Raw genomic sequence first — 20,555 nt, 5'->3', positions numbered from 1 at the left:
TGCGCCCTATGCATGTCGTTGCCCCGAAACCGCTCTATATCCTGGGGTGACATACATTGGCCGCCACGACCAGGGAGGGCGCTGCGTGACCATGCAGGCCGCAAGTACCGAGATCGCGTCGCGCACGGCGGCGATCATTGACGAGATGAAGGGCCTCGAAGGCCCGTTGCTGCCGATCCTGCACAGCATACAGGAAGAGTTCGGGCACGTTCCGAAGGACGCGCTGCCGGTGATCGCCGACGGGCTGAACCTCTCCCGAGCCGAGGTGCACGGCGTGGTCAGCTTCTATCACGATTTCCGCGCCAAGCCTGCCGGACGGCATGTGCTGAAGCTTTGCCAGGCGGAAGCCTGCCAGTCGATGGGCTCGGACACCGTCGCGGCCAAGGTCAAGCAGTTGCTCGGCATCGATTTCCACGAGACCACGCGCGACGGATCCGTTACACTGGAGCCGGTCTACTGCCTCGGGCTTTGCGCCTGCTCGCCGTCGGCGATGCTCGACGGCGAAGTCATCGGCCGGCTCGATGACGAGAAGATCGAAGAGATCGTCGCGGAGGTACGTTCATGATCCCGCGCATCTATGTCCCGGCAGATTCCGGCGCGATGGCGCTCGGCGCCGAAAAGGTCGCCAAAGCGATCGAGAAGGAACTCAAGGAGCGCGGCATCGAGGCCAAGATCGTGCGCAACGGCTCGCGCGGCGCCTATTTCCTGGAGCCGATGGTCGAGGTGGCCACGGCCGAGGGCCGCGTCGCCTACGGGCCGGTCAAGCCGTCCGACGTCAAGAGCCTGTTCGACAGCGGCTTCCTCAAGGGCGGCCATCACAAGCGCTGGCTGGGCTCGCCCGACAAGATCCCCTTCTTCGCCAAGCAGACGCGGCTGACCTTCGCACGCTGCGGCATCAACGACCCGCTGTCGCTCGACGCCTACAAGTCGCTGGGCGGCTTGCGCGGGCTGCAGAACGCGGTCGCCATGGCGCCGGCCGACGTCGTCAAGCAGGTTACCGAGTCCGGCCTGCGCGGCCGCGGCGGCGCGGGTTTCCCGACCGGCATCAAGTGGAAGACGGTGCTGGATACGGCGGGCGCGCAGAAATACATCGTCTGCAACGCCGACGAAGGCGACAGCGCCACTTTCGCCGACCGCATGATCATGGAAGGCGATCCCTTCGTGCTGATCGAAGGCATGGCGATCGCCGGCATCGCGACCGGCGCGACCAAGGGTTTCGTCTATATCCGCTCGGAATATCCGCATGCGGTGGCGACGATGAACAAGGCCGTGGCGATCGCCCGCAAGGCCGGCGTGCTGGGCGTCAATGTGCTGGGTTCGCCCAACGCCTTCGACATGGAGATCCGCGTCGGCGCCGGCGCCTATGTCTGCGGCGAGGAAACCTCGCTCTTGAACAGCCTCGAGGGCAAGCGCGGCGTGGTGCGCGCCAAGCCGCCGCTGCCGGCCATCCAGGGCCTGTTCGGCAAGCCGACGGTGATCAACAATGTGATCAGCCTGGCCTCTGTGCCTGTAATCATGGACAGGGGCGCCGCCTACTACAAGGATTTCGGCATGGGCCGCTCGCGCGGCACGATCCCGATCCAGATCGCCGGCAACGTCAAGAATGGCGGCCTGTTCGAGACGGCGTTCGGCCTGACGCTGGGCGAGATCGTCGACGACATCGGCGGCGGCACGGCTTCGGGGCGTCCGGTCAAGGCGGTGCAGGTCGGCGGCCCGCTCGGCGCCTATTTCCCGCGCGCCTTGTTCGACACACCCTTCGACTACGAGGAATTCGCCAAGCGCGACGGGCTGATCGGCCATGCCGGCATCACCGTGTTCGACGACAGCGCCGACATGCTGAAGCAGGCGCGCTTCGCCATGGAATTCTGCGCCATCGAAAGCTGCGGCAAGTGTACGCCCTGCCGCATCGGCTCGACGCGCGGCGTGGAGGTTCTCGACAAGGTCGCCGCCGGCATCGAGGCGGAGAAGAACCTCGCTCTGGTCACCGATCTCTGCAACACGATGAAGTTCGGATCGCTCTGCGCGCTGGGCGGCTTCACGCCCTACCCGGTGATGAGCTCGATCACGCATTTCCCCGAGGATTTCAAACCCGCGCCTGCGCGCGTGGCGGCTGAATAGGAGCTGGCAGAAGATGAACATCAAGGCCGACTTCCCGACACTCATCGAAGAGATCGACTACGGAACGCCGGAGTCGAAAGCGACGAAGCAGATCACGCTGACCGTCGACGGGCAAAGCATCACCGTGCCGGAAGGCACGTCGATCATGCGCGCGGCGATGGAGGGCGGGGTCGAGATCCCGAAGCTCTGCGCCACCGACATGCTGGACTCCTTCGGCTCGTGCCGCGTCTGCCTGGTCGAGATCGAAGGACGCGGCGGCACGCCGGCCTCCTGCACGACGCCGGTCGGCGAAGGCATGGTGGTGCGCACGCAGTCGGACCGGCTCGACGCCATCCGCCGCGGCGTCATGGAGCTCTATGTCTCCGACCATCCGACCGGCTGGAACGAGAAGGCCGGAACCGGCGCCAGCGAATTCGACGCGGTGGCGAAGTCGGTCGGCCTCGCCGAGAACCGCTACGGCGTCGAAGGCCGCAACCACGTCAAGGAAGAGAACGGCGTTGCGCCTGGCCATGGCTCGCTGGCGGTCGACTACATCGCGCGTGACGAATCCAATCCCTATTTCACCTATGATCCGGCGCAGTGCATCGTCTGCTCGCGCTGCGTGCGCGCCTGCGAGGAGGTGCAAGGCACCTTCGCGCTGACCATCGAGGGCCGCGGCTTCGAGTCGCGCATGGTCGCCGGCATGCATGAGGACTTCATCGCTTCCGAATGCGTCTCCTGCGGCGCCTGCGTGCAGGCCTGCCCGACGGACGCGCTGCGCGAGAAGACCGTGCTCGAAAAGGGCATGCCGGAGCGCTCGGCCGTCACCACCTGCGCCTATTGCGGCGTCGGCTGCTCGTTCAAGGCCGAGGTGAAGGATGACGAGGTCATCCGCATGATGCCTTACAAGGACGGCAAGGCGAACCACGGCCATTCCTGCGTCAAGGGCCGCTTCGCCTATGGCTACGCCACCCACAAGGACCGCATCCTGTCGCCGATGGTCCGCGAGAAGATCTCCGATCCGTGGCGCGAAGTGAGCTGGGAAGAGGCGATCGCCCACACCGCCAAGGAATTCCGCCGCATCCAGTATCAGTACGGACGCACCGCGATCGGCGGCATCACCTCGTCCCGCTGCACCAACGAGGAGACCTATCTCGTCCAGAAGCTGGTGCGGCAGGGCTTCCGCAACAACAATGTCGACACCTGCGCCCGCGTCTGCCATTCGCCGACCGGCTACGGGCTCGGCCAGACCTACGGCACCTCCGCCGGCACGCAGGATTTCGATTCGGTCGAATTCACCGACGTCGCCGTTATCATCGGCGCCAATCCGGCTTCGGCCCATCCGGTGTTCGCCTCGCGGCTGAAGAAGCGGCTGCGCCAGGGCGCCAAGCTGATCGTGCTCGATCCGCGCCGCACCGAGATGGTCAAGTCGGCGCATATCGAGGCCGACTACCACCTGCCTTTGAAGCCCGGCACCAACGTGGCGGTGCTGACGGCGCTGGCGCATGTCGTCGTCACCGAAGGCCTGTTCGACGAGGCCTTCATCCGCGAGCGCTGCGACTGGGCCGAGTTCCAGGACTGGGCATCCTTCGTCGCCCTGCCGGAGAACAGCCCCGAAACCGTCGGCAAGCTATCGGGCGTGGATCCGGAACTGATCCGGGGTGCCGCGCGCATGTATGCCAAGGGCGGCAATGGCGCGATCTATTACGGCCTCGGCGTGACGGAGCACAGCCAGGGCTCCACCACGGTGATCGCCATCGCCAACCTCGCCATGGCCACGGGCAATATCGGCCGGCAAGGCGTCGGCGTGAACCCGCTGCGCGGCCAGAACAACGTGCAGGGCTCCTGCGACATGGGCTCGTTCCCGCATGAATTGCCGGGCTACCGCCACATCTCGGGCGAGGCGGTGCGCGACATCTATGAAAGCCTCTGGGGCGTGAAGCTGGACGACGAGCCCGGCCTGCGCATTCCCAACATGCTGGACGCAGCCGTCGACGGTTCGTTCAAGGGCATCTACATCCAGGGCGAGGACATCCTGCAGTCCGATCCGGACACCAAGCATGTCGCCGGCGGCCTCGCCGCCATGGAATGCGTGGTCGTGCACGACCTCTTCCTGAACGAGACGGCGAACTACGCACATGTCTTCCTGCCGGGCTCGACCTTCCTCGAGAAGGACGGCACCTTCACCAATGCCGAGCGCCGCATCAACATGGTGCGCAAAGTCATCGAACCGAAGGCGCGCTATGCCGATTGGGAAGCGACGCAGGAGCTCGCCCGCGCCATCGGGCTCGACTGGAATTACACGCATCCGTCGCAGATCATGGACGAGATCGCCAAGACGACGCCGAGCTTTGCCGGCGTCTCCTTCGAGCTGCTCGACCGCGTCGGCTCGGTGCAGTGGCCCTGCAACGAGAAGGCGCCGCTCGGCACGCCGATCATGCATGTCGACGGCTTCGTGCGCGGCAAGGGCAAGTTCATCCGCACCGAATATGTGGCGACCGACGAGCGCACAGGTCCGCGCTATCCGCTGCTGCTCACCACCGGCCGTATCCTGTCGCAGTACAATGTCGGCGCGCAGACCCGACGCACCGAGAATTCGATGTGGCACGCCGAGGACCGGCTGGAGATCCATCCGCACGACGCCGAGGTCCACGGCGTGCGCGAAGGCGACTGGGTGCGGCTGGCGAGCCGTTCGGGCGAAACCACGCTGCGCGCGTTGATCACCGACCGCGTCTCGCCCGGCGTCGTCTACACGACCTTCCACCACCCGGACACGCAGGCCAACGTGATCACCACCGACTTCTCGGACTGGGCGACCAATTGTCCGGAATACAAGGTCACCGCCGTGCAGGTGGCGCCGTCCAACGGCCCGAGCGACTGGCAGAAGGACTATAACGAACAGGCCAAGCAGAGCCGGCGCATCGCCCCGTTGCAGGCGGCGGAGTAGGTGTGTCGAGGACAGAGCTCAATCTTGACGGCTGATCGACCCCCACTCCGTCGAGCTTCGCTCGACACCTCTCCCCCGATCGACGGGGGAGAGGAAAGGCGCGCGGCGATCCCAGTTGGCTCCTTTCCTCTCCCTCCGGAGGGGGGAGAGGTGGCGCTGCGAAGCAGCGACGGAGCGGGGGAAGGCGTTGGAGAGCAATTGCCGATTGACGTAAGAGGCCTTCGACATATCGTGAGCGAAATGGCCGGCAGGCCAGGGGCTGGCGCCTCGTGAACCGCCCTCCTATCTCCCAAATCTCTCGCCTCGCGCATCGCGCCGGCGGCACCTCGGCCGCGAACCGCATGGTGCCGGAGGAGACGCCGGTGGCGTTCTCCTTTGCCGGCACGACGCATGCGGTGATGATGGCAAGCCCTGCCGATTTCGAGGATTTCGCGCTCGGCTTCTCGCTGACCGAGGGCATCATTGCCGACCCAAAGGGGATCGAGGCGATCGAGGTCGAGGATCTCGGCGCCGGCATCGATATCCAGATCCGGCTGAAGGACCAGGCCAACACGCGCTTCCAGGCGCGGCGGCGCCGGCTTGCCGGGCCGGTCGGCTGCGGCCTGTGCGGCATCGAATCCATCGAGGAGGCGATGCGTTCGGTCGACGCGGTCGGTTCGTCGAAGCTTACGCTCGACGCCGAGGACGTTACCCGTTCGGTCAGGCTTTTGTCGAAGGTCCAGCCGCTGCACACCGAAACCGGCGCTGTGCATGCCGCCGGCTTCTACGTTCCCGGCAAGGGCATCGTCATGGCGCGTGAGGATGTCGGCCGCCACAATGCGCTGGACAAGCTCGCCGGTGCGCTGGCCAAGGCCGGCATCGACGGCGCGAGCGGCGCCGTCGTGGTGACCTCGCGCGTGTCGGTGGAGATGGTGCAGAAGACGGCCGCCATCGGCGCTTCGATCATCATGGCGGTTTCGGCGCCGACCGCCCTTGCCATTCGCACGGCCGAGGCCGCCGGCATGACGCTGGTGGCGCTGGTTCGCGGCGACGATTTCGATATCTTCACCCACCCCGAACGGGTGGCTTCCGGAGTTGCCAAGCATGTCGCATGACGAGGACCACATCGCCAGCACCAAGGAAAAGCTGGTGCGCATGGCCAACCAGATCGCCACCTTCTTCCATTCGAAGCCGCGCGAGGAAGGCATTACCGGCGTTGCCGAGCACATCAACAAGTTCTGGGAGCCTCGGATGCGGCGCCAATTCTTCGAGATGCTGGACGCCGGCACGGAGAATTTCGACGACCTTGTGATCGCCGCCTCGGCCAAGATCAAGCGACCGATCAGCCCAGCGGAGGCCGACACGAAGCTTGGACTCAAGGCTTTCCCGGCCGACATCGTCGCTTCCCAGAAATAGTCGCAGCGACCGGCGGTCTTACATTTCTTTTTGCTAAAGTTTAAGCTGCCGCTACCTGGTCGGCTCTGCTATGTTTGACGATCGGAAATCGTCAGGCCAGGCGGAAGAACTCGTGAGGCCGATCGAGACCAGATACGCGCGCAGCGGAGAGGTGCGGATCGCCTATCAGGTGGTCGGCCAGGGCGCGTTCGATCTGGTCTTCGTGCCGGGCTTCATTTCCAATCTCGATCTGCATTGGGAAGACGAAGGCTACAGCCGCCTGTTGAAACGGCTCTCGGCCTTCTCGCGCCTGATCCTGTTCGACAAGCGCGGCACCGGGCTTTCCGACCGCGTCGACAACCACAATCTGCCCAGTCTCGAAACGCGCATGGACGATGTGCGCGCGGTGATGGACGCCGCCGGCAGCGGCCGGGCGGCGATCCTCGGCGCCTCGGAGGGCGCGCCGATGGCGATGCTGTTCGCCGCCACCTATCCGGAGCGGACGCGCGCGCTCGTCCTCTATGGCGCCTATGCGCATTTCCACAGATGGGTGATGCCGCCGGAACGGCTGGAAGCTTTCATTGAGACGGCGGAGACATCGTGGGGCACCGGCGCCACCTTGCCGAATTTCGCGCCTGGCCGGGTGGACGATACCCACTTCACCCAGTGGTGGGCCCGGTTTGAGCGGCTGTCGGCCAGTCCGACGGCGGCCGCAGCGCTTGCCCGCATGAACGCCGATATCGACGTGCGCGATATACTCGGGATGATCAGGGTGCCGGCATTCCTGATCCATCGCCGCAACGACGCCCGCGTCGACCCCGATGCCAGCCGCTTCCTGGCCAGGAAGATCCCCGGCGCTCGCCTGGTCGAGATCTCTGGGCGCGACCACCCGATCTGGACCGGCGACGTCGACCGAGTGGCCGATCTGATCGAGGAATTCCTGACCGGAGAACCGGCGGTGGCCGACACCGAGCGCGTGCTGGCGGCGCTGCTGGGGACGCGCATCTACGACACGGCCAAGCTCGGCGACCGCATGTGGAGCGAGCGCAGCCAGCGCTTCCAGGAAACCTGGCGGCTTCTGGTCGGCCGCCATGGCGGCCGTACGGCCGGCACGCATGGCGAATTGATGATGTCGCGCTTCGATGGGCCGGCGCGCGCCGTGCGCTGCGCCGCGGCGCTGCGCGAGGCGGCACAGCAGATCGGCGTGGCCAGCGCGCAAGGCGTGCATGTTGGCGAGATCGAAATGCGCGGCCAGCCGGTCGGGCTGACGGCGCGGGTGACGATGCAGCTCGCCGCGCATGCCGGGCGCGGCGACATCCTCGCCTCGCGGCTAGTCGCCGATCTCGCAATAGGTTCCGGCCTGCATTTCGTCGATGCCGGCCGCGTCAGCCTCGATGAGGTGGACGAGCCCATGCCGGCAGTTCTGGCGACGTCGGAGCAGCATCTGGAGCCGGCCTGCCGGCCCAAGGCAAGGCCCGCCGAGCCGGCCGCGCTGACGGCGCGCGAGAGCGAGGTGGTGAACCTGATCGCCGACGGCAAGAGCAATGCCGCGATCGCCGCCGAACTCTGCCTCAGCGAGCACACGGTCAAGCGCCACGTCGCCAACATATTGCTCAAGCTCGACCTGCCGTCGCGGGCGGCGGCGGCGGCCTTCTCGGCCAGACATGCTGGCCCGGACGGGCCATGAGAGCCATGGCGCTTTCGGGCGAAGCGGTCGGGGCGCCCTAAGAGGTATCAATTCTCCCCATGCAGGCTAGGCGATGCAGCCACGAAAGCACTGCGAATGGAGGATGAAATGCTGAAATTGAATCGCAAGATCGGATTGCTGGCATTTGCCGCGGGCGCGTTGCTGGCCATCACTCCGGCGCGGGCCGAGGACGCCTCGGCAACCGCGGCCTACAAAGATATCCAGGCCACGCTCGGCACGGTGCCCGACATGTTCAAGACGCTGCCCGATGTCGCGGTGGCCGGCGCGTGGGCCGAGATCAAGGGCGTGCAGCTCAATCCGAACACCGCCCTCAATGGCAAGACCAAGGAGCTGATGGGCCTGGCGGTCGCTTCGCAGATCCCCTGCCAGTACTGCATCTATTTCCACACGCTGGCGGCCAAGGCGAACGGCGCGAGCGACGAGGAGATCAAGGAGGCCATCGCCATGGCGGCGATCGTGCGCCACTGGTCGACGATGCTCAACGGCAGCCAGGTCGACCTCGCCACATTCAAGAAGCAGACCGACGACCTGTTCGCCGCCGTCAAGGCGAAGTCGCAGTGAAAGACCCTCGGCCCGGCGGTCACGCCGGGCTGCGTCCCGAGCAACGGAACGCCCGATCAGACGGGCCATGGAGGCAAGAAATGTTGACCAAGACAAAGACAGTGGATGGCGCCGCGATCAAGAAGGCGATCGAGGGCCGTGACGGCAAGCTCTTGTCGAGCTTCTACAATGACGATGCGCTGGTGCGGGTGATCGACCGGAACAATCCGCCGAGCAAGCCGCGCGAGATCCGCGGCCGCGCGGCGATCAGCACCTTCTGGGACGATATCTGCAGCCGGGCGATGACCCACAAGGTGGATACCACCATCGCCGAGGGGGACAACCTCGCCTTCATGCAAGCCTGCGCCTATCCGGACGGCACAAAAGTGTACTGCGCGGCGATGGTGGAGCTGAAAAACGGCCTGATCGCGCGGCAGACCGTCGTGCAGGCCTGGGACGAATAACAAGTCGCGGACAAATCAAACAGCGGCCTGGCCGCAATCATGAGGGAGAGCAAACATGTTCAGCGCCAGATGGCAGATCGACGCGAAGTTCGGCCAGAAGCAGACCGCACTCGAGCTGATGCGGAAATGGGAGCGCGAGATCGGCTCGCAGGTCGGGCTCGCTGACTTGAATTTTCGCCTCATGACCGGCTCGATCGGCGCACGTGAAGCGACGATCGAGTCCCATCACGAGGTCGAAAGCCTGGCCCAGCTGGAAGCGTTCTTTGCCAAGATCGCCAAGATCGACGCGCACGCCAAATGGGGCAAGGAATTAGAGCCCTATGTGGTGTCGGGCACCAGCCAGTGGCAGATCTTCCGCATCGTGGAATAGCTGCACCGTCGAAGAGCCGGGGCTGAGAGGCCGCCGGCGAGCACGAAGGCGCGAGTGGCCGCGACGCGGGCGGCCGCTCGTCAGCATCAGATCGACAGGGCCAGGGACCGAGCATCCCGGCACGGCCGGCCCCGGCCGGGTTGGCTGCCATGTCATGGCTCTCCCGGGCCATGCCCCGCTGGCCCTTTCGGGCGAAGCGGCGCGCACCGGATTGGTGCAATGTGCTCTTCCTGCACCGTCGAACGCACCCGCCCGTCGAGGCGGCATAACGAAGCAACAAATGCGTCGCGCCGACGCCGCATGGCGGTGGGCGCAATCAAGGGAGCAAACCGATGACCGACGAAACCCATGCAAAACTGCGTGAAAGCCTGCGCGGGGAGGTGATCCTGCGTGACGATGCCGGCTACGACGAGGCCCGCAAGGTCTATAACGGCATGATCGAAAAGCGCCCGCTGCTGATCGCACGCTGCGCCGATGTCGCCGACGTGATCACCGCCGTGAAATACGCGCGCGACAACGACCTGCTGATCGCCGTGCGCGGCGGCGGGCACAACGGCGCCGGGCTGGGGATTTGCGACAACGGCCTCGTCATCGACCTGTCGATGATGAAAGGGGTCCATGTCGATCCGAAAACGCGCACCGTGAGGGTCGGGCCAGGCTGCACGTCGGGTGACGTGGACCATGCCACCCATCCTTTCGGGCTGGCTGTTCCGGCCGGCATCGTCTCGACCACGGGCGTTGCCGGTCTGACCCTCGGCGGAGGGACGGGCTATCTCACGCGCAGATACGGTCTCACCATCGACAATCTGGTCGAAGCCGATCTGGTGCTGGCCGACGGCAGCGTGGTGACAGCCAGCAAAGCCGAGAATCCCGACCTGTTCTGGGCGCTCCGGGGCGGCGGCGGCAATTTCGGCGTCGTGACCAGCTTCCTGTTCCAGGCCCATCCCGTGAACATGATCTTCGGCGGCCCGGTGTTCTGGGAGGCCAAGGATGCGTTGGCCGTCATGCAGACCTATCGCGACTACCTGCCGGAGGCGCCGGAAGATCTTGGCGCCTTTGTCGGCCTGAAAACCGTTCCCTCGACCGATCCCTTCCCGCGCGAATATTGGGGCAAACGCGCCTGCGCCATCATCTCCTGCTACAACGGCACCGAGGAGGACGGGCGCAAGGCCATGGCGCCGCTGCTCGACAATCTGCCGCCGCCGATTTTCAACTGGATGGGCATGATGCCATTCCCGGCCTTGCAGGCGTTGTTCGATCCACTGCTTCCGAAAGGCCTGCAATGGTATTGGAAGGGCGATTTCGTGAAGTCGCTTCCCGACGAAGCCATCGCCACCCATATCGCGCAGGCCGCCGCGGCGCCGAGCGAATTGTCGCTCATGCATCTTTACCCGATCGACGGCGCCGTTCGCCGCGTCGGCAAGAACGAGACCGCATGGAACGCGCGCGACGCAACCTGGTCGATGGTCATCGCCGCCATCGATCCCGATCCGGGCAAGGCCGCCGACCTCACCAGGTGGGCCAAGACCTACTGGACGAGCATCCACCCCCATAACGGCGAAGGCGGTTACGTGAATTTCATGATGGACGACGAAGGAGAAGCGCGCGTGCAGGCGAGCTATGGCGCAAATTACGAGCGGCTGAGCCAGGTGAAGCGCACCTATGACCCCTTCAACGTCTTCCGGGTCAACCAGAACATCAAGCCCGCGACTTCGATGACGGAAGGCAGGACAGCCGCTTAATTCTTATGCTGATCCCGCCGACACAGGGATCGTCGCGCCGAGGTCGGACTGCCTCCGAATTGCTCTTCGCAATTCGGTGCAATCCGACCTCTCCCACAAGGGAAGAGGCAGAAGGCGCCTAGCCGTGGGCCACCATCACGTGGCGGACGGCGGTGTAGTCCTCCAGCGCGTAGAGCGACATGTCCTTGCCGTAGCCGGACTGCTTCAACCCGCCATGCGGCATCTCGTTGGTCAGCATGAAGTGCGTGTTGATCCAGGTGCAGCCATATTGCAGGCGGGCGGCCGTCGCCATGGCGCGCGAGACGTCTTTCGTCCACACCGACGAGGCCAGGCCGTAGTCGCTGTCGTTCGCCCAGTTCACCGCTTCATCGACGTCGGAGAAGCGAGTGACCGAGACGACCGGACCGAACACCTCGCGGCGCACGATCTCGTCTTCCTGCAGCGCGCCGGCGACGACGGTCGGCTGGTAGTAGAAGCCGGAGCCCTCGCCCGGCTTGCCGCCGGTGGTGATCTCGATGTGCTTCAGTTCCGAAGCGCGTTCGACGAAGCTCGACACGCGGTCGCGCTGGCGGCGCGAGATCAGCGGCCCGATCTCGTTCTCGGTGTCGTCCGGCTGGTTGTATTTGATGGTCGAGACGGCGGAAGAGAGGTCGGCGACGAGCTTGTCGTAGATCTTCTTGCCGGCATAGATGCGGCAAGCGGCGGTGCAGTCCTGGCCGGCATTGTAATAGCCGAAAGCGCGCAGGCCGTTGACCACCGCGCCGAGATCGGCGTCGTCGAAGACGATGACCGGCGCCTTGCCACCAAGCTCCAGATGCGTGCGCTTGACCGACTTGGCGGCCGCCTGCAGCACCTTCTTGCCGGTGGCGACGTCACCGGTGATCGAGATCATGTTCACCTTGGGGTGGTTGATCAGCGTGTTGCCGACGCTGTCGCCGCGGCCGAGCACGACATTGACGACGCCCTCGGGCAGCACCTTGGCGAGGATCTTCGCCAGCTTCAGCGCCGTCAGCGGCGTCTGCTCCGACGGCTTGAAGACGACCGTGTTGCCGCCGCCGATCGCCGGCGCCAGCTTCCAGGCCATCATCATCAGCGGATAGTTCCAGGGCGCGATGGAAGCGACGATGCCGACCGGGTCGCGCCGCACCATCGAGGTGTGGCCCGGAATATATTCGCCGGCAACCTGGCCGGGCATCGAACGCACCGCGCCGGCAAAGAAGCGGTAGCAGTCGACGATCGCCGGAATCTCGTCATTGAGCACGGCGTTGATCGGCTTGCCGCAATTCAGCGCTTCGAGCGCCGCGAAGTCCTTCGCCTCGGCCTCGATGCGGTCGGCGATCTTGAGCAGATAGCCCGAGCGCTGCGCCGGCGTGGTGCGCGACCAACTGACGAACGCTCGTTCGGCCGCAGCGACGGCAGCCTCGATCTGCGCCGGACTCGCTTCAGGCAAGTTGAGGATCGTCGCGCCGGTCTTCGGATTGAGGATCGGCTCCTCCGTCTCGGTGCCCTTCTCGAATTTCGAGCCGATCAGCATCTGGGTGTCCATGGACGTCACTCCCTAATCAATTCGGTTATTTGCCCGAACCGGCGATCTGGTCGCCGTCGCGGGTCAGGTAATAGGCAAAGAGGATCGGCAGCAGCGTCACCAGCACGACGACCATGGCCACGACATTGGTGACCGGGCGCTGGCGCGGGCGGATCAGTTCCTCCAGCATCCAGATCGGCACGGTCTGCTGCTGGCCGGCGGTGAAGGTGGTGACGATGACCTCGTCGAAGGAGAGCGCGAAGGCGAGCATGCCGCCGGCGAGCAATGCGGTTGCGATGTTGGGCAGCACGACATGCCGGAACGTCTGGAAACCGTCAGCCCCGAGGTCCATCGAGGCCTCGATCATCGAACCGGAGGTGCGGCGGAAGCGGGCGACGGCGTTGTTGTAGACGACGACCACGCAGAAGGTGGCGTGGCCGAGCACGATCGTCCAGAACGAGAACGGGATGTCGGCCAGCGCAAAGGCCGAGCGCAGCGCAATGCCGGTGATGATGCCGGGCAGCGCGATCGGCAGGATGACCAGCAGCGAGATGGCCTCGCGGCCGAAGAAGCGCGTCCGCGAGACGGCGGCGGCGCAGAGCGTGCCGAGCATCAGCGCGATCGCCGTCGAGATGGCGGCGACGCGGACAGAGAGCGACAACGCATCCCAGACGTCCGGCCGGTTCCAGGTGACGGCGAACCATTGCGTGGTGAACCCCGGCGGCGGCCAGACGAAACTCTTCTCTTCCGTCGTGAAGGCATAGACGAAGATCAGGAGGATCGGCAGGTGCAGGAAGAGCAGGCTGCAGGCGGCGGCGATCTTCAGGCCGAGCGGAGCGGATTGGCCACGGTCAGAGCGCATCGAAAGCCCCCATGCGCTTGGCGCCCCATAGATAGAAGCCCATGATGACGATGGGCACCACGGTGAAGGCGGCGGCCAACGGAATGTTGCCGGCGGTGCCCTGCTGTGAATAGACGGCCTGGCCGATGAACAGGCGCGAGGTGCCGATGATCTGCGGGATGATGTAGTCGCCCAAGGTCAGCGAGAAGGTGAAGATCGAGCCGGCGACGATGCCGGGCAGCGCCAGCGGGAACAGCACGTTGCGGAAGGTCTGGCCGGGCGAGGCGCCGAGATCGGACGAGGCCTCGACCAGATTGCCGGGCACGCGTTCGAGCGCGGCCTGCACCGGCAGGATCATGAAGGGCAGCCAGACATAGACGAAGACGATGAAGGTGCCGGTGAAGGAGACCGACAGCGAGTTGCCGCCGACGATCGGCAGCGACAGCCAGGCATCGAGCAGCCAGAGCAGGTTCAGCTTGGCGAGCAGCCAAGTGAGGATGCCTTCCTTGGCCAGGATCAGCTTCCAGGCGTAAATCTTGACCAGATAGCTCGACCACAGCGGCAGCATGACGCCGAGATAGAACAGCGCCTTCCAGCGGCCGCGCGCATAGCGCGCCGCGTAATAGGCGATGGGGAAAGCAATGATCGCCGAGGCAAGCGTGACCAGCGCCGCCATCGTCACCGTGCGCAGGATGATGTCGAGATTGGCTGCCTGGAACAGGTCGCCATAGGTCTTCAGCGTGAACTCGCGGTTGATGAGGCCGGAAAACTCGTCGATCGAGAAGAAGCTCTGCGCCAGCAGTGCGAACAGCGAGCCGATATAGACAATGCCGAGCCATAGCACGGGTGGCAGGAGCATGAGCAGCAGCAGAAGCTTCGGCTGCCGCCAGAAGAGATCGGACAGCGCGCCGCGCATGCCGCCGCTGCCGGGCAGGATGGCGGGGGTGGGGTTGGATTGAACAGCGGCGACGGTCATGGGGACACCGCGTGCTGAAGGGCATTGTGGGGGAAGCCGAGATCCTTCGCGCCCCCCTCTGTCCTGCCGGACATCTCCCCCACAAGGGGGGAGATCAGCCGTCGCCTGCGATTTCGCCAGTCACCAACGTCGGAAGGATGCGTGGGGCGCCGAAACAGCCAATCTCCCCCCTTGTGGGGGAGATGGCCGGCAGGCCAGAGGGGGGCGCCGTAGAGCGCCTCGCCTGCCTGACTGGCCACTATCCCGAGCACGGTCATGCCGGCTCATCCATCAGATGCAGGCTCTCGCGGTTGAAGGTGAGCATCACCGCCTCGCCTTCCGCCGGCAGCGCCATGCCCGCCGGCACCACCGCGTGCAGCCTCAACCCGTCGGCGTCGAGCGCCAGCCTTGTCGTGGCGCCGAGGTAGTTGGTCCCGACCAGGCGCGCGGCGACGCCGTCGCCGCTGGCCGCGCTGGAGATGCGGATGGACTCCGGGCGCAGACTCCCCCAGCGATGCTGGCCGGAATAGCGCTGGACGAAATCCGGCGGCAGCACGTTGGACGAGCCGACGAAATCGGCGACGAAGCGTGTGTTTGGGCGCTGGTAAATATCTTCCGGAGTGCCGATCTGCATGATCCTGCCATCGTTGAAGACGGCGACGCGGTCGGCCATGGAAAGCGCCTCGCCCTGGTCGTGGGTGACGAAGACGAAGGTGATGCCGAGCACCTTCTGCAGCGATTTCAATTCCTCCTGCATGTTCTCGCGCAGCTTGAGGTCGAGCGCGCCGAGCGGCTCGTCCAGCAGCAGCACCTTGGGCTGGTTGACCAACGCACGGGCAAGCGCGACACGCTGGCGCTGGCCGCCGGATAGCTGGCCGGGGCGGCGCGCGCCATAGCCCGGCAAACGCACCAGCGACAGCGCTTCCTCCGCCGCCTTCAGCCGCTCGGCCTTGCCGACGCCCTTGACCATCAGGCCGTAGGCGACGTTGTCGAGCACGTTGAGATGCGGGAACAGCGCATAGTCCTGGAAGACGGTGTTGACGTTGCGGCGATAGGGCGGAACGCCCTCGGCGCGGGCGCCGAAGATGGAGATCGAGCCGGCCGTCGGCTGCTCGAAGCCGGCGATGAGACGCAGGCAGGTCGTCTTGCCGGACCCTGACGGCCCCAGCATGGCGAAGAACTCGCCCGGTACGATGTCGAGATCGACGGCGTCGACGGCGCGCACGTTGCCAAAATGGCGCGAGACTTGTTTGAAGGAAACGGCAGAGGTCATGGGCCTGTCTGTCTATAGCCGGGCTGTCTATAGCCTGGTCTGGGAAATTCGCGCGGCGAACCACCTCCCCGCGAGAGGTCGCGGTTCAGCCTCGGGTGGGGATCGCCCCCACCCCGACACTGCATCTCGAACCTACCCCCGGAGGGGAGGACTAGGAGATCACCGGCCGCCGATGACGCCGATATAGTCCGACACCCAGCGGTAGTAAGGCACGCACTGGTCGTTCTGGCTGGCGCATTTCGATACCGGCGTCTTCCAGAACTTGATCTTGTCGAAATTCTCGTAGCCGTTGGTCTTGCAGCCTTCCTCGCCGAGCAGTTCGTTACCCTTGCAGGCGGCGGGCACGACCGGCAGCGAGCCGAACCAGGCCGAGACGTCGCCCTGGACCTTCGGCGACAGGGAATGCTCGAGCCACATATAGGCGCAGTTCGGATGAGCGGCGTCGGCTTCCATCATGGTGGTGTCGGCCCAACCGGTGACACCTTCTTCCGGCACGGTCGAGGCGACCGGCTTCTTGGCGGCGACCAGCGTGTTGACCTGATAGGGCCATGAGCCGGAGGCGACCACGCCTTCGTTCTGGAAGTCGTCGACCTGGATCGCGGCATCGTGCCAGTAGCGGCCGACCAGCGTGCGTTGCGTGCGCAAAAGATCGAGCGCCGCCTTGTACTGGTCCTCATTGAGCTCGTAAGGGTCCTTGATGCCGAGTTCCGGCTTGTGGAACATCAAATAGTTGGCGGCGTCGGCGATGTGGATCGGGCCGTCATAGGCCTGGACGCGGCCCTTGTTCGACTTGCCGTCGGGCAGCTTCATTTCCTCGAAGACGACGTTCCAGCTCTTGGGCGCTTCCTTGAAGACGTCGGTGCTGTACATCAGGATGTTCGGGCCCCACTGATAGGGAACGCCGTAATGCACCTTGTCGACGGTGAACCACGGCGCATCCTTCAGGCGGTCGTCGACGGTCTTCCAGCTTGGGATCAGATCGGTGTTGATCGGCTGGACACGCTTGCCGGCGACGAGGCGCAGTGAAGCATCGCCCGAAGCGGTGACGAGGTCGAAGCCGCCTTCGTTCATCAGCGAGACCATCTCGTCCGAGGTGTTGGCGGTCTTGACGTTGACCTTGCAGCCGCTTTCCTTCTCGAAAGCCGTCACCCAATCATAGCCCTTGTCGGTCTCGCCACGCTCGATATAGCCCGGCCAGGCAACGATGTTGACCTCACCCTCGCCCTTGCCGAGTTCCTTGACCTGGGCGATGGCCTGACTGGAAAAAGTCAGCGCGACTGTCAGCGCCGTGCACGACTTCAGGAATGCATTCATCGTCGATCTCCCATTGCTAGGGGCAGCGCTCTCAGGGCGCGGCTTTGTTCCCTGAACGAAAGGTGCTGTGAAAAATCCGGTTTCGCAAATTCATTTATCAGAAAGCCGATATCGGTTTTACCGATAGGTATCACAGTCGCTGGCGCACCATCCGCTGCGACTGCGCGAGGCCGATGAAGTCGCGCGCGGCCTGCGGCAGGCCCGAGCCGCGGCGCCAGACGGTGCCGACTTGGACCACTGGCAGCGAACCGGAAACGTCGCGCGATTCGATGCGGTCGCCTTCCAGCGACCAGGGCCGGTAGACGAGGTCGGGCAGCAGCGCCACGCCGGCGCCGGTGGCGACAAGGCTGCGCACCGCCTCGACCGAGCGGGTGCGGAAGGCGACATGCGGCCGGGCGCCGATCGCCGACAGCAGCTTGCCGGTGTTCTCCTCGATCTCGTCGACGGTGAGCATGATCAGCGGCTCGGACGCGATATCGCCGATCGAGATGATGTCGGCGCTGGCGAGCCTGTGGCTGAGCGGAATCCACAGCCGGTAGGCCGAAACTTCCAGGATTTCCGACTGCAGCGCCGTTCGGTCGCGCAGGTTGGACGTCACCATGACGGCGATGTCGAGCTTGCCGCCGACCAGAAGGTGCTCGAGATAGTCGCCATTGTCCTCGATGGCCGAAACCTCGACGCCGGGATAGGCGCGGCGGTAGCGCGCGAGCAGATCGGAGAGCACATAGCCGGCGACCAGCGAGGTGACGCCGAGCTGCAGGCGGCCGCCCGCGGCGGCCTGCTCGCTGGAGAAGGAACGGCGCGCATCGGAGACATCGGCCAGGATCTTGGTCGCGTGGCGCAGGAACTGGTGGCCCTTGTGGGTGATGTTGAGGCCGCGCGGATGGCGCTCGAAGAGCTCGACGCCGAGATCGCTCTCCAATTCCTTGATCGCCTCGGTGACCGAGGACTGGGAAATCGACAGGTTCTGCGCGGCGCCCGAGACGGTGCCCTGCTCGGCGACGGCGATGAAGAACTGCAATTGGCGGATGGTGAAAGCCATGGCCGGACTAAACACCGGCCAATGCGGTGCTGGGAAGTGGGCAAGGTCCAAAACTTGACGGCCGCTCTATTCGTAACTATTTAAGTTACATGAAACGCAACAGCCGACTGTCCTCGACCCTGCATATCCTCGTCCACATGGCCGACGCGCCCGACCGGGCGCTGACCTCGGAGCAACTGGCCGGCTTCATCCACACCAATCCGGTGGTCGTGCGCCGCACCATCGCCGGCTTACGCGAGGCCGGCATCGTCACCTCGTCGCGCGGCCATGGCGGCGGCTGGCAGCTCGGCCGCGCGCCGGACAAGATCTCGCTGGCCGAGATCAGCGCCGCGCTCGGCGAAACGCTGCTGCCGTTCAGCACCGAGCCGGAAAGTCCCGGGTGCCTGGTCGAGCAGGCGGTGATCGCCGTGCTCGACGATTTTCGCCTGGAGGCGGAAAGGCTGCTCACTGAGCGGCTCAGCCATATCACGCTGGCCGACCTAACGGCCGACTTCCGCCGCCGTTATGACCTGATTGGAGTATCCAGCCATGCAGTATGATGTGATCGTCGTCGGCGGCAGCTTTGCCGGCCTCTCCGCCGCCATGTATGCGGCGCGCGGGCGGCGCAAGGTGCTGGTGATCGATGCCGGGCAGCCGCGGAACCGCTTTGCCGAGCATTCGCATGGCTTCTTCGGCCAGGACGGGCGGGCGCCGTCGGACATCCTCGACGAGGCCAGGGCACAGTTGCTTGCCTATCCCACCGTCAAGGTGATGGACGGCCGCGCCGAGCGGGCCGCCGCTGCCGGCGCCGGCTTCGAGGTCCGGATGGACGATGGCGAGGGCTTCGGCGCGACACGGCTGGTGCTCGCCACCGGTGTCCGCGACATCCTGCCGGACGTTCCAGGACTTGCCGCGCAGTGGGGCAAGACGGTGCTGCATTGCCCCTATTGCCACGGCTACGAAGTGGCCGGCGGGCCGCTCGGCGTGCTGGCGACCGGACCGATGTCGCTGCACCAGGCCGAGCTGATTTCCGACTGGGGCGACGTCACGCTGTTCGCTGACGGCTTGTTCGAACCGGACACGGACCAGGCGCGGGCATTGGAGAAGCGCAACATCAGGTTCGAGCCGGCTAAAGTGGCGGAAGTGCACAACAACGGCGCCGACGGTCTGGTCGTCAGGCTGGATGGTAATCGCAGCGCAAGCGTGCGGGCGCTGTTCACCGCGCCGCGCAACGAAATGGCAAGTCCGCTCGCCGAGCAGCTGGGCTGCGCCTTCAACGAAGGCCCGCTTGGCCGGGCGATCGTCGTGGACGACAAGCAGCAGACATCGGTGCCCGGCGTCTTCGCGGCTGGAGACGCCGCGCGCCTGATGCACAACATCGCCTTCGCGGTGTCGGGCGGCGCGATGGCCGGGGTTGCGGCGCACCAGTCGCTGGTGTTCGGTTAGCTCTCGTTCCTTGGGCGCGTCAGGCTGCGGCAATACTGAGCCGGGCGCCGGCCTGGCTCAGCGCGGCGGCTATGTCGCGTGGCGGCGGCTGGTCGGTGACGAGCTCGGAAAAGCCGTCGAAGCCGCAGACCCGGACCAGTCCTTGGCGGCCGAACTTGGTGTGGTCGGTGATGACCAGCGAGCGCTGGCCACGCGACAGCACCATGCGGGCGAATTCCGCCTCTTCCAGCTCGTAGTCGGTGAGGCCGGCGGCGGCGTCGACCGCGCCGATCGAAATCACCGCGTGATCGACCGAAAAGCGGCTGACGAACTCGATCGCCGAGATGCCGAAAGCCGCGCCTGAATCGCTGCGCAGCTCGCCGCCGGCCATATAGACCTTGTTGCCGTTCACCGTCGCCAGCGTGCGGGCGATGTCGGAGGAATTGGTGACCACCGTCAGCCGGCGATGGCCGAGCAACTCTCGCGCGAGGAAGGATGTGGTCGTGCCGGTGTCTAGCATGATCGCCTCGCCATCGCGGATCGTGGCCGCGACCATCCTGGCGATCAGGCGCTTGGCTTCGGCATTTTCGCGCATGCGCCGCTCGAACGGCGCCTCGCCCACCATCGAGGCAAGGCCCACGGCGCCATGCATCTTCAGCACCGACCCGTCGTCGGCCAGCGGCTTGACGTCGCGCCGCACCGTTTCCAGCGAGACGCCCAGACGTTCGGCAAGGCTGGCTATGGTGATCGTGCCCTCCTCGTTGAGGAGCCGCAGGATTTCGCCATGCCGTTTCGAATGGATCATGTGGATGTCCGGCACTTTGACCGAATTTAAGGCTTTGGCAACGCTTTGAAAGGAGACGCTTAATATTTTCGGGCAAAACACCCAAAAAAAGTCACAGCTTTTGATTGACAGCTCTGCCACCCTGGCATGACATTAACCTTGTGACAGGCTCGGA

General features: G+C 65.2%; 19 protein-coding genes. 12 read left to right on the top strand and 7 right to left on the bottom strand.

Translation table 11 applies throughout. The features are described 5' to 3' along the window. The first annotated feature begins 85 nt into the window (after positions 1–85). The 10 genes from FJW07_RS01555 (at position 86) to FJW07_RS01505 (ending at position 11,242) form a co-directional block, all read left to right on the top strand. The gene (locus FJW07_RS01555; RefSeq protein ID WP_140702593.1) at positions 86–565 is read left to right on the top strand and encodes a formate dehydrogenase subunit gamma; all 480 of its coding nucleotides are present in this window, start codon (positions 86–88) and stop codon (positions 563–565) included. Further along, the gene (locus FJW07_RS01550; RefSeq protein ID WP_140853999.1) at positions 562–2,118 is read left to right on the top strand and encodes an NADH-quinone oxidoreductase subunit NuoF; all 1,557 of its coding nucleotides are present in this window, start codon (positions 562–564) and stop codon (positions 2,116–2,118) included. Before FJW07_RS01555 ends, FJW07_RS01550 begins: the two co-directional genes overlap by 4 nt. A gap of 13 nt (positions 2,119–2,131) precedes the next feature. Continuing rightward, positions 2,132–5,044 carry a formate dehydrogenase subunit alpha gene (gene fdhF / locus FJW07_RS01545; protein WP_140853997.1) on the top strand — a complete coding sequence of 971 codons (2,913 nt, stop codon included), beginning with the start codon at positions 2,132–2,134 and terminating at the stop codon, positions 5,042–5,044. A gap of 269 nt (positions 5,045–5,313) precedes the next feature. Further along, positions 5,314–6,138 carry a formate dehydrogenase accessory sulfurtransferase FdhD gene (gene fdhD / locus FJW07_RS01535; protein ID WP_140853995.1) on the top strand — a complete coding sequence of 275 codons (825 nt, stop codon included), beginning with the start codon at positions 5,314–5,316 and terminating at the stop codon, positions 6,136–6,138. Continuing rightward, positions 6,128–6,439, top strand: coding sequence for a formate dehydrogenase subunit delta (locus tag FJW07_RS01530; RefSeq protein ID WP_140853993.1), 312 nt, complete (start codon positions 6,128–6,130; stop codon positions 6,437–6,439). Before fdhD ends, FJW07_RS01530 begins: the two co-directional genes overlap by 11 nt. A 112-nt stretch (positions 6,440–6,551) precedes the next feature. Beyond that, entirely contained in the window at positions 6,552–8,105 is a 1,554-nt protein-coding gene (locus FJW07_RS01525) for an alpha/beta fold hydrolase (RefSeq protein WP_140853991.1), read from the top strand. Between the two features lie 108 nt (positions 8,106–8,213). Further along, positions 8,214–8,687: a carboxymuconolactone decarboxylase family protein gene (locus FJW07_RS01520; RefSeq protein WP_112128489.1), complete on the top strand. Its 474-nt coding sequence runs from the start codon at positions 8,214–8,216 to the stop codon at positions 8,685–8,687. A gap of 80 nt (positions 8,688–8,767) precedes the next feature. Beyond that, positions 8,768–9,130 carry a nuclear transport factor 2 family protein gene (locus FJW07_RS01515; RefSeq protein WP_140647070.1) on the top strand — a complete coding sequence of 121 codons (363 nt, stop codon included), beginning with the start codon at positions 8,768–8,770 and terminating at the stop codon, positions 9,128–9,130. 55 nt (positions 9,131–9,185) lie between these two features. Further along, entirely contained in the window at positions 9,186–9,500 is a 315-nt protein-coding gene (locus FJW07_RS01510; RefSeq protein ID WP_140647069.1) for a hypothetical protein, read from the top strand. Between the two features lie 332 nt (positions 9,501–9,832). Next, positions 9,833–11,242 carry an FAD-binding oxidoreductase gene (locus FJW07_RS01505; RefSeq protein WP_140782582.1) on the top strand — a complete coding sequence of 470 codons (1,410 nt, stop codon included), beginning with the start codon at positions 9,833–9,835 and terminating at the stop codon, positions 11,240–11,242. A gap of 118 nt (positions 11,243–11,360) precedes the next feature. Here FJW07_RS01505 and FJW07_RS01500 read toward each other — a convergent pair whose 3' ends face one another. From FJW07_RS01500 to FJW07_RS01470, 6 genes are all read right to left on the bottom strand, one after another. Further along, positions 11,361–12,788, bottom strand: coding sequence for a gamma-aminobutyraldehyde dehydrogenase (locus FJW07_RS01500; protein ID WP_140782581.1), 1,428 nt, complete (start codon positions 12,786–12,788; stop codon positions 11,361–11,363). A 25-nt stretch (positions 12,789–12,813) separates the two neighbouring features. Further along, a complete protein-coding gene (locus tag FJW07_RS01495; protein WP_140853989.1) occupies positions 12,814–13,629 on the bottom strand; it encodes an ABC transporter permease in 816 nt (271 codons plus the stop codon). Beyond that, positions 13,619–14,524 carry an ABC transporter permease gene (locus FJW07_RS01490; protein WP_181182148.1) on the bottom strand — a complete coding sequence of 302 codons (906 nt, stop codon included), beginning with the start codon at positions 14,522–14,524 and terminating at the stop codon, positions 13,619–13,621. Before FJW07_RS01490 ends, FJW07_RS01495 begins: the two co-directional genes overlap by 11 nt. Positions 14,525–14,837: 313 nt before the next feature. Further along, on the bottom strand, positions 14,838–15,836 hold the full coding sequence (locus FJW07_RS01480; RefSeq protein ID WP_140853988.1) for an ABC transporter ATP-binding protein: 999 nt from the start codon (positions 15,834–15,836) through the stop codon (positions 14,838–14,840). Positions 15,837–15,995: 159 nt separating this feature from the next. After that, positions 15,996–17,150, bottom strand: a complete 1,155-nt coding sequence (locus tag FJW07_RS01475; RefSeq protein ID WP_140702572.1) for an ABC transporter substrate-binding protein — start codon at positions 17,148–17,150, stop codon at positions 15,996–15,998. A 130-nt stretch (positions 17,151–17,280) separates the two neighbouring features. Beyond that, entirely contained in the window at positions 17,281–18,192 is a 912-nt protein-coding gene (locus FJW07_RS01470) for a LysR substrate-binding domain-containing protein (protein WP_140853986.1), read from the bottom strand. A gap of 89 nt (positions 18,193–18,281) precedes the next feature. On the opposite strand from FJW07_RS01470, the gene FJW07_RS01465 reads away from it, so the two are divergent. Then, positions 18,282–18,731 carry an Rrf2 family transcriptional regulator gene (locus tag FJW07_RS01465; protein WP_140650228.1) on the top strand — a complete coding sequence of 150 codons (450 nt, stop codon included), beginning with the start codon at positions 18,282–18,284 and terminating at the stop codon, positions 18,729–18,731. Beyond that, positions 18,721–19,617, top strand: coding sequence for an NAD(P)/FAD-dependent oxidoreductase (locus FJW07_RS01460; RefSeq protein WP_140853984.1), 897 nt, complete (start codon positions 18,721–18,723; stop codon positions 19,615–19,617). Before FJW07_RS01465 ends, FJW07_RS01460 begins: the two co-directional genes overlap by 11 nt. Positions 19,618–19,636: 19 nt before the next feature. Here FJW07_RS01460 and FJW07_RS01455 read toward each other — a convergent pair whose 3' ends face one another. Continuing rightward, the gene (locus FJW07_RS01455) at positions 19,637–20,401 is read right to left on the bottom strand and encodes a DeoR/GlpR family DNA-binding transcription regulator (protein WP_140647059.1); all 765 of its coding nucleotides are present in this window, start codon (positions 20,399–20,401) and stop codon (positions 19,637–19,639) included. Positions 20,402–20,555: the final 154 nt, after the last annotated feature.

The organism is Mesorhizobium sp. B3-1-9 (assembly GCF_006439595.1).
Classification (GTDB): Bacteria; Pseudomonadota; Alphaproteobacteria; order Rhizobiales; family Rhizobiaceae; genus Mesorhizobium.
Note: the sequence above shows the minus strand (reverse complement) of the source record. Positions and strands in the feature narration are given on the sequence as shown.

Excerpts from the sequence above, each read along its gene's own strand:
- FJW07_RS01495 (WP_140853989.1), bottom strand. The coding sequence starts at position 13,629 with ATGCGCTCTGACCGTGGCCAATCCGCTCCGCTCGGCCTGAAGATCGCC.
- FJW07_RS01515 (WP_140647070.1), top strand. The coding sequence starts at position 8,768 with ATGTTGACCAAGACAAAGACAGTGGATGGCGCCGCGATCAAGAAGGCG.
- FJW07_RS01520 (WP_112128489.1), top strand. The coding sequence starts at position 8,214 with ATGCTGAAATTGAATCGCAAGATCGGATTGCTGGCATTTGCCGCGGGC.
- fdhF (WP_140853997.1), top strand. The coding sequence starts at position 2,132 with ATGAACATCAAGGCCGACTTCCCGACACTCATCGAAGAGATCGACTAC.
- FJW07_RS01475 (WP_140702572.1), bottom strand. The coding sequence starts at position 17,150 with ATGAATGCATTCCTGAAGTCGTGCACGGCGCTGACAGTCGCGCTGACT.
- FJW07_RS01460 (WP_140853984.1), top strand. The coding sequence starts at position 18,721 with ATGCAGTATGATGTGATCGTCGTCGGCGGCAGCTTTGCCGGCCTCTCC.
- FJW07_RS01550 (WP_140853999.1), top strand. The coding sequence starts at position 562 with ATGATCCCGCGCATCTATGTCCCGGCAGATTCCGGCGCGATGGCGCTC.
- FJW07_RS01480 (WP_140853988.1), bottom strand. The coding sequence starts at position 15,836 with ATGACCTCTGCCGTTTCCTTCAAACAAGTCTCGCGCCATTTTGGCAAC.
- FJW07_RS01500 (WP_140782581.1), bottom strand. The coding sequence starts at position 12,788 with ATGGACACCCAGATGCTGATCGGCTCGAAATTCGAGAAGGGCACCGAG.
- FJW07_RS01465 (WP_140650228.1), top strand. The coding sequence starts at position 18,282 with ATGAAACGCAACAGCCGACTGTCCTCGACCCTGCATATCCTCGTCCAC.
- FJW07_RS01455 (WP_140647059.1), bottom strand. The coding sequence starts at position 20,401 with ATGATCCATTCGAAACGGCATGGCGAAATCCTGCGGCTCCTCAACGAG.
- FJW07_RS01470 (WP_140853986.1), bottom strand. The coding sequence starts at position 18,192 with ATGGCTTTCACCATCCGCCAATTGCAGTTCTTCATCGCCGTCGCCGAG.
- FJW07_RS01530 (WP_140853993.1), top strand. The coding sequence starts at position 6,128 with ATGTCGCATGACGAGGACCACATCGCCAGCACCAAGGAAAAGCTGGTG.
- FJW07_RS01490 (WP_181182148.1), bottom strand. The coding sequence starts at position 14,524 with ATGCGCGGCGCGCTGTCCGATCTCTTCTGGCGGCAGCCGAAGCTTCTG.
- FJW07_RS01510 (WP_140647069.1), top strand. The coding sequence starts at position 9,186 with ATGTTCAGCGCCAGATGGCAGATCGACGCGAAGTTCGGCCAGAAGCAG.
- FJW07_RS01505 (WP_140782582.1), top strand. The coding sequence starts at position 9,833 with ATGACCGACGAAACCCATGCAAAACTGCGTGAAAGCCTGCGCGGGGAG.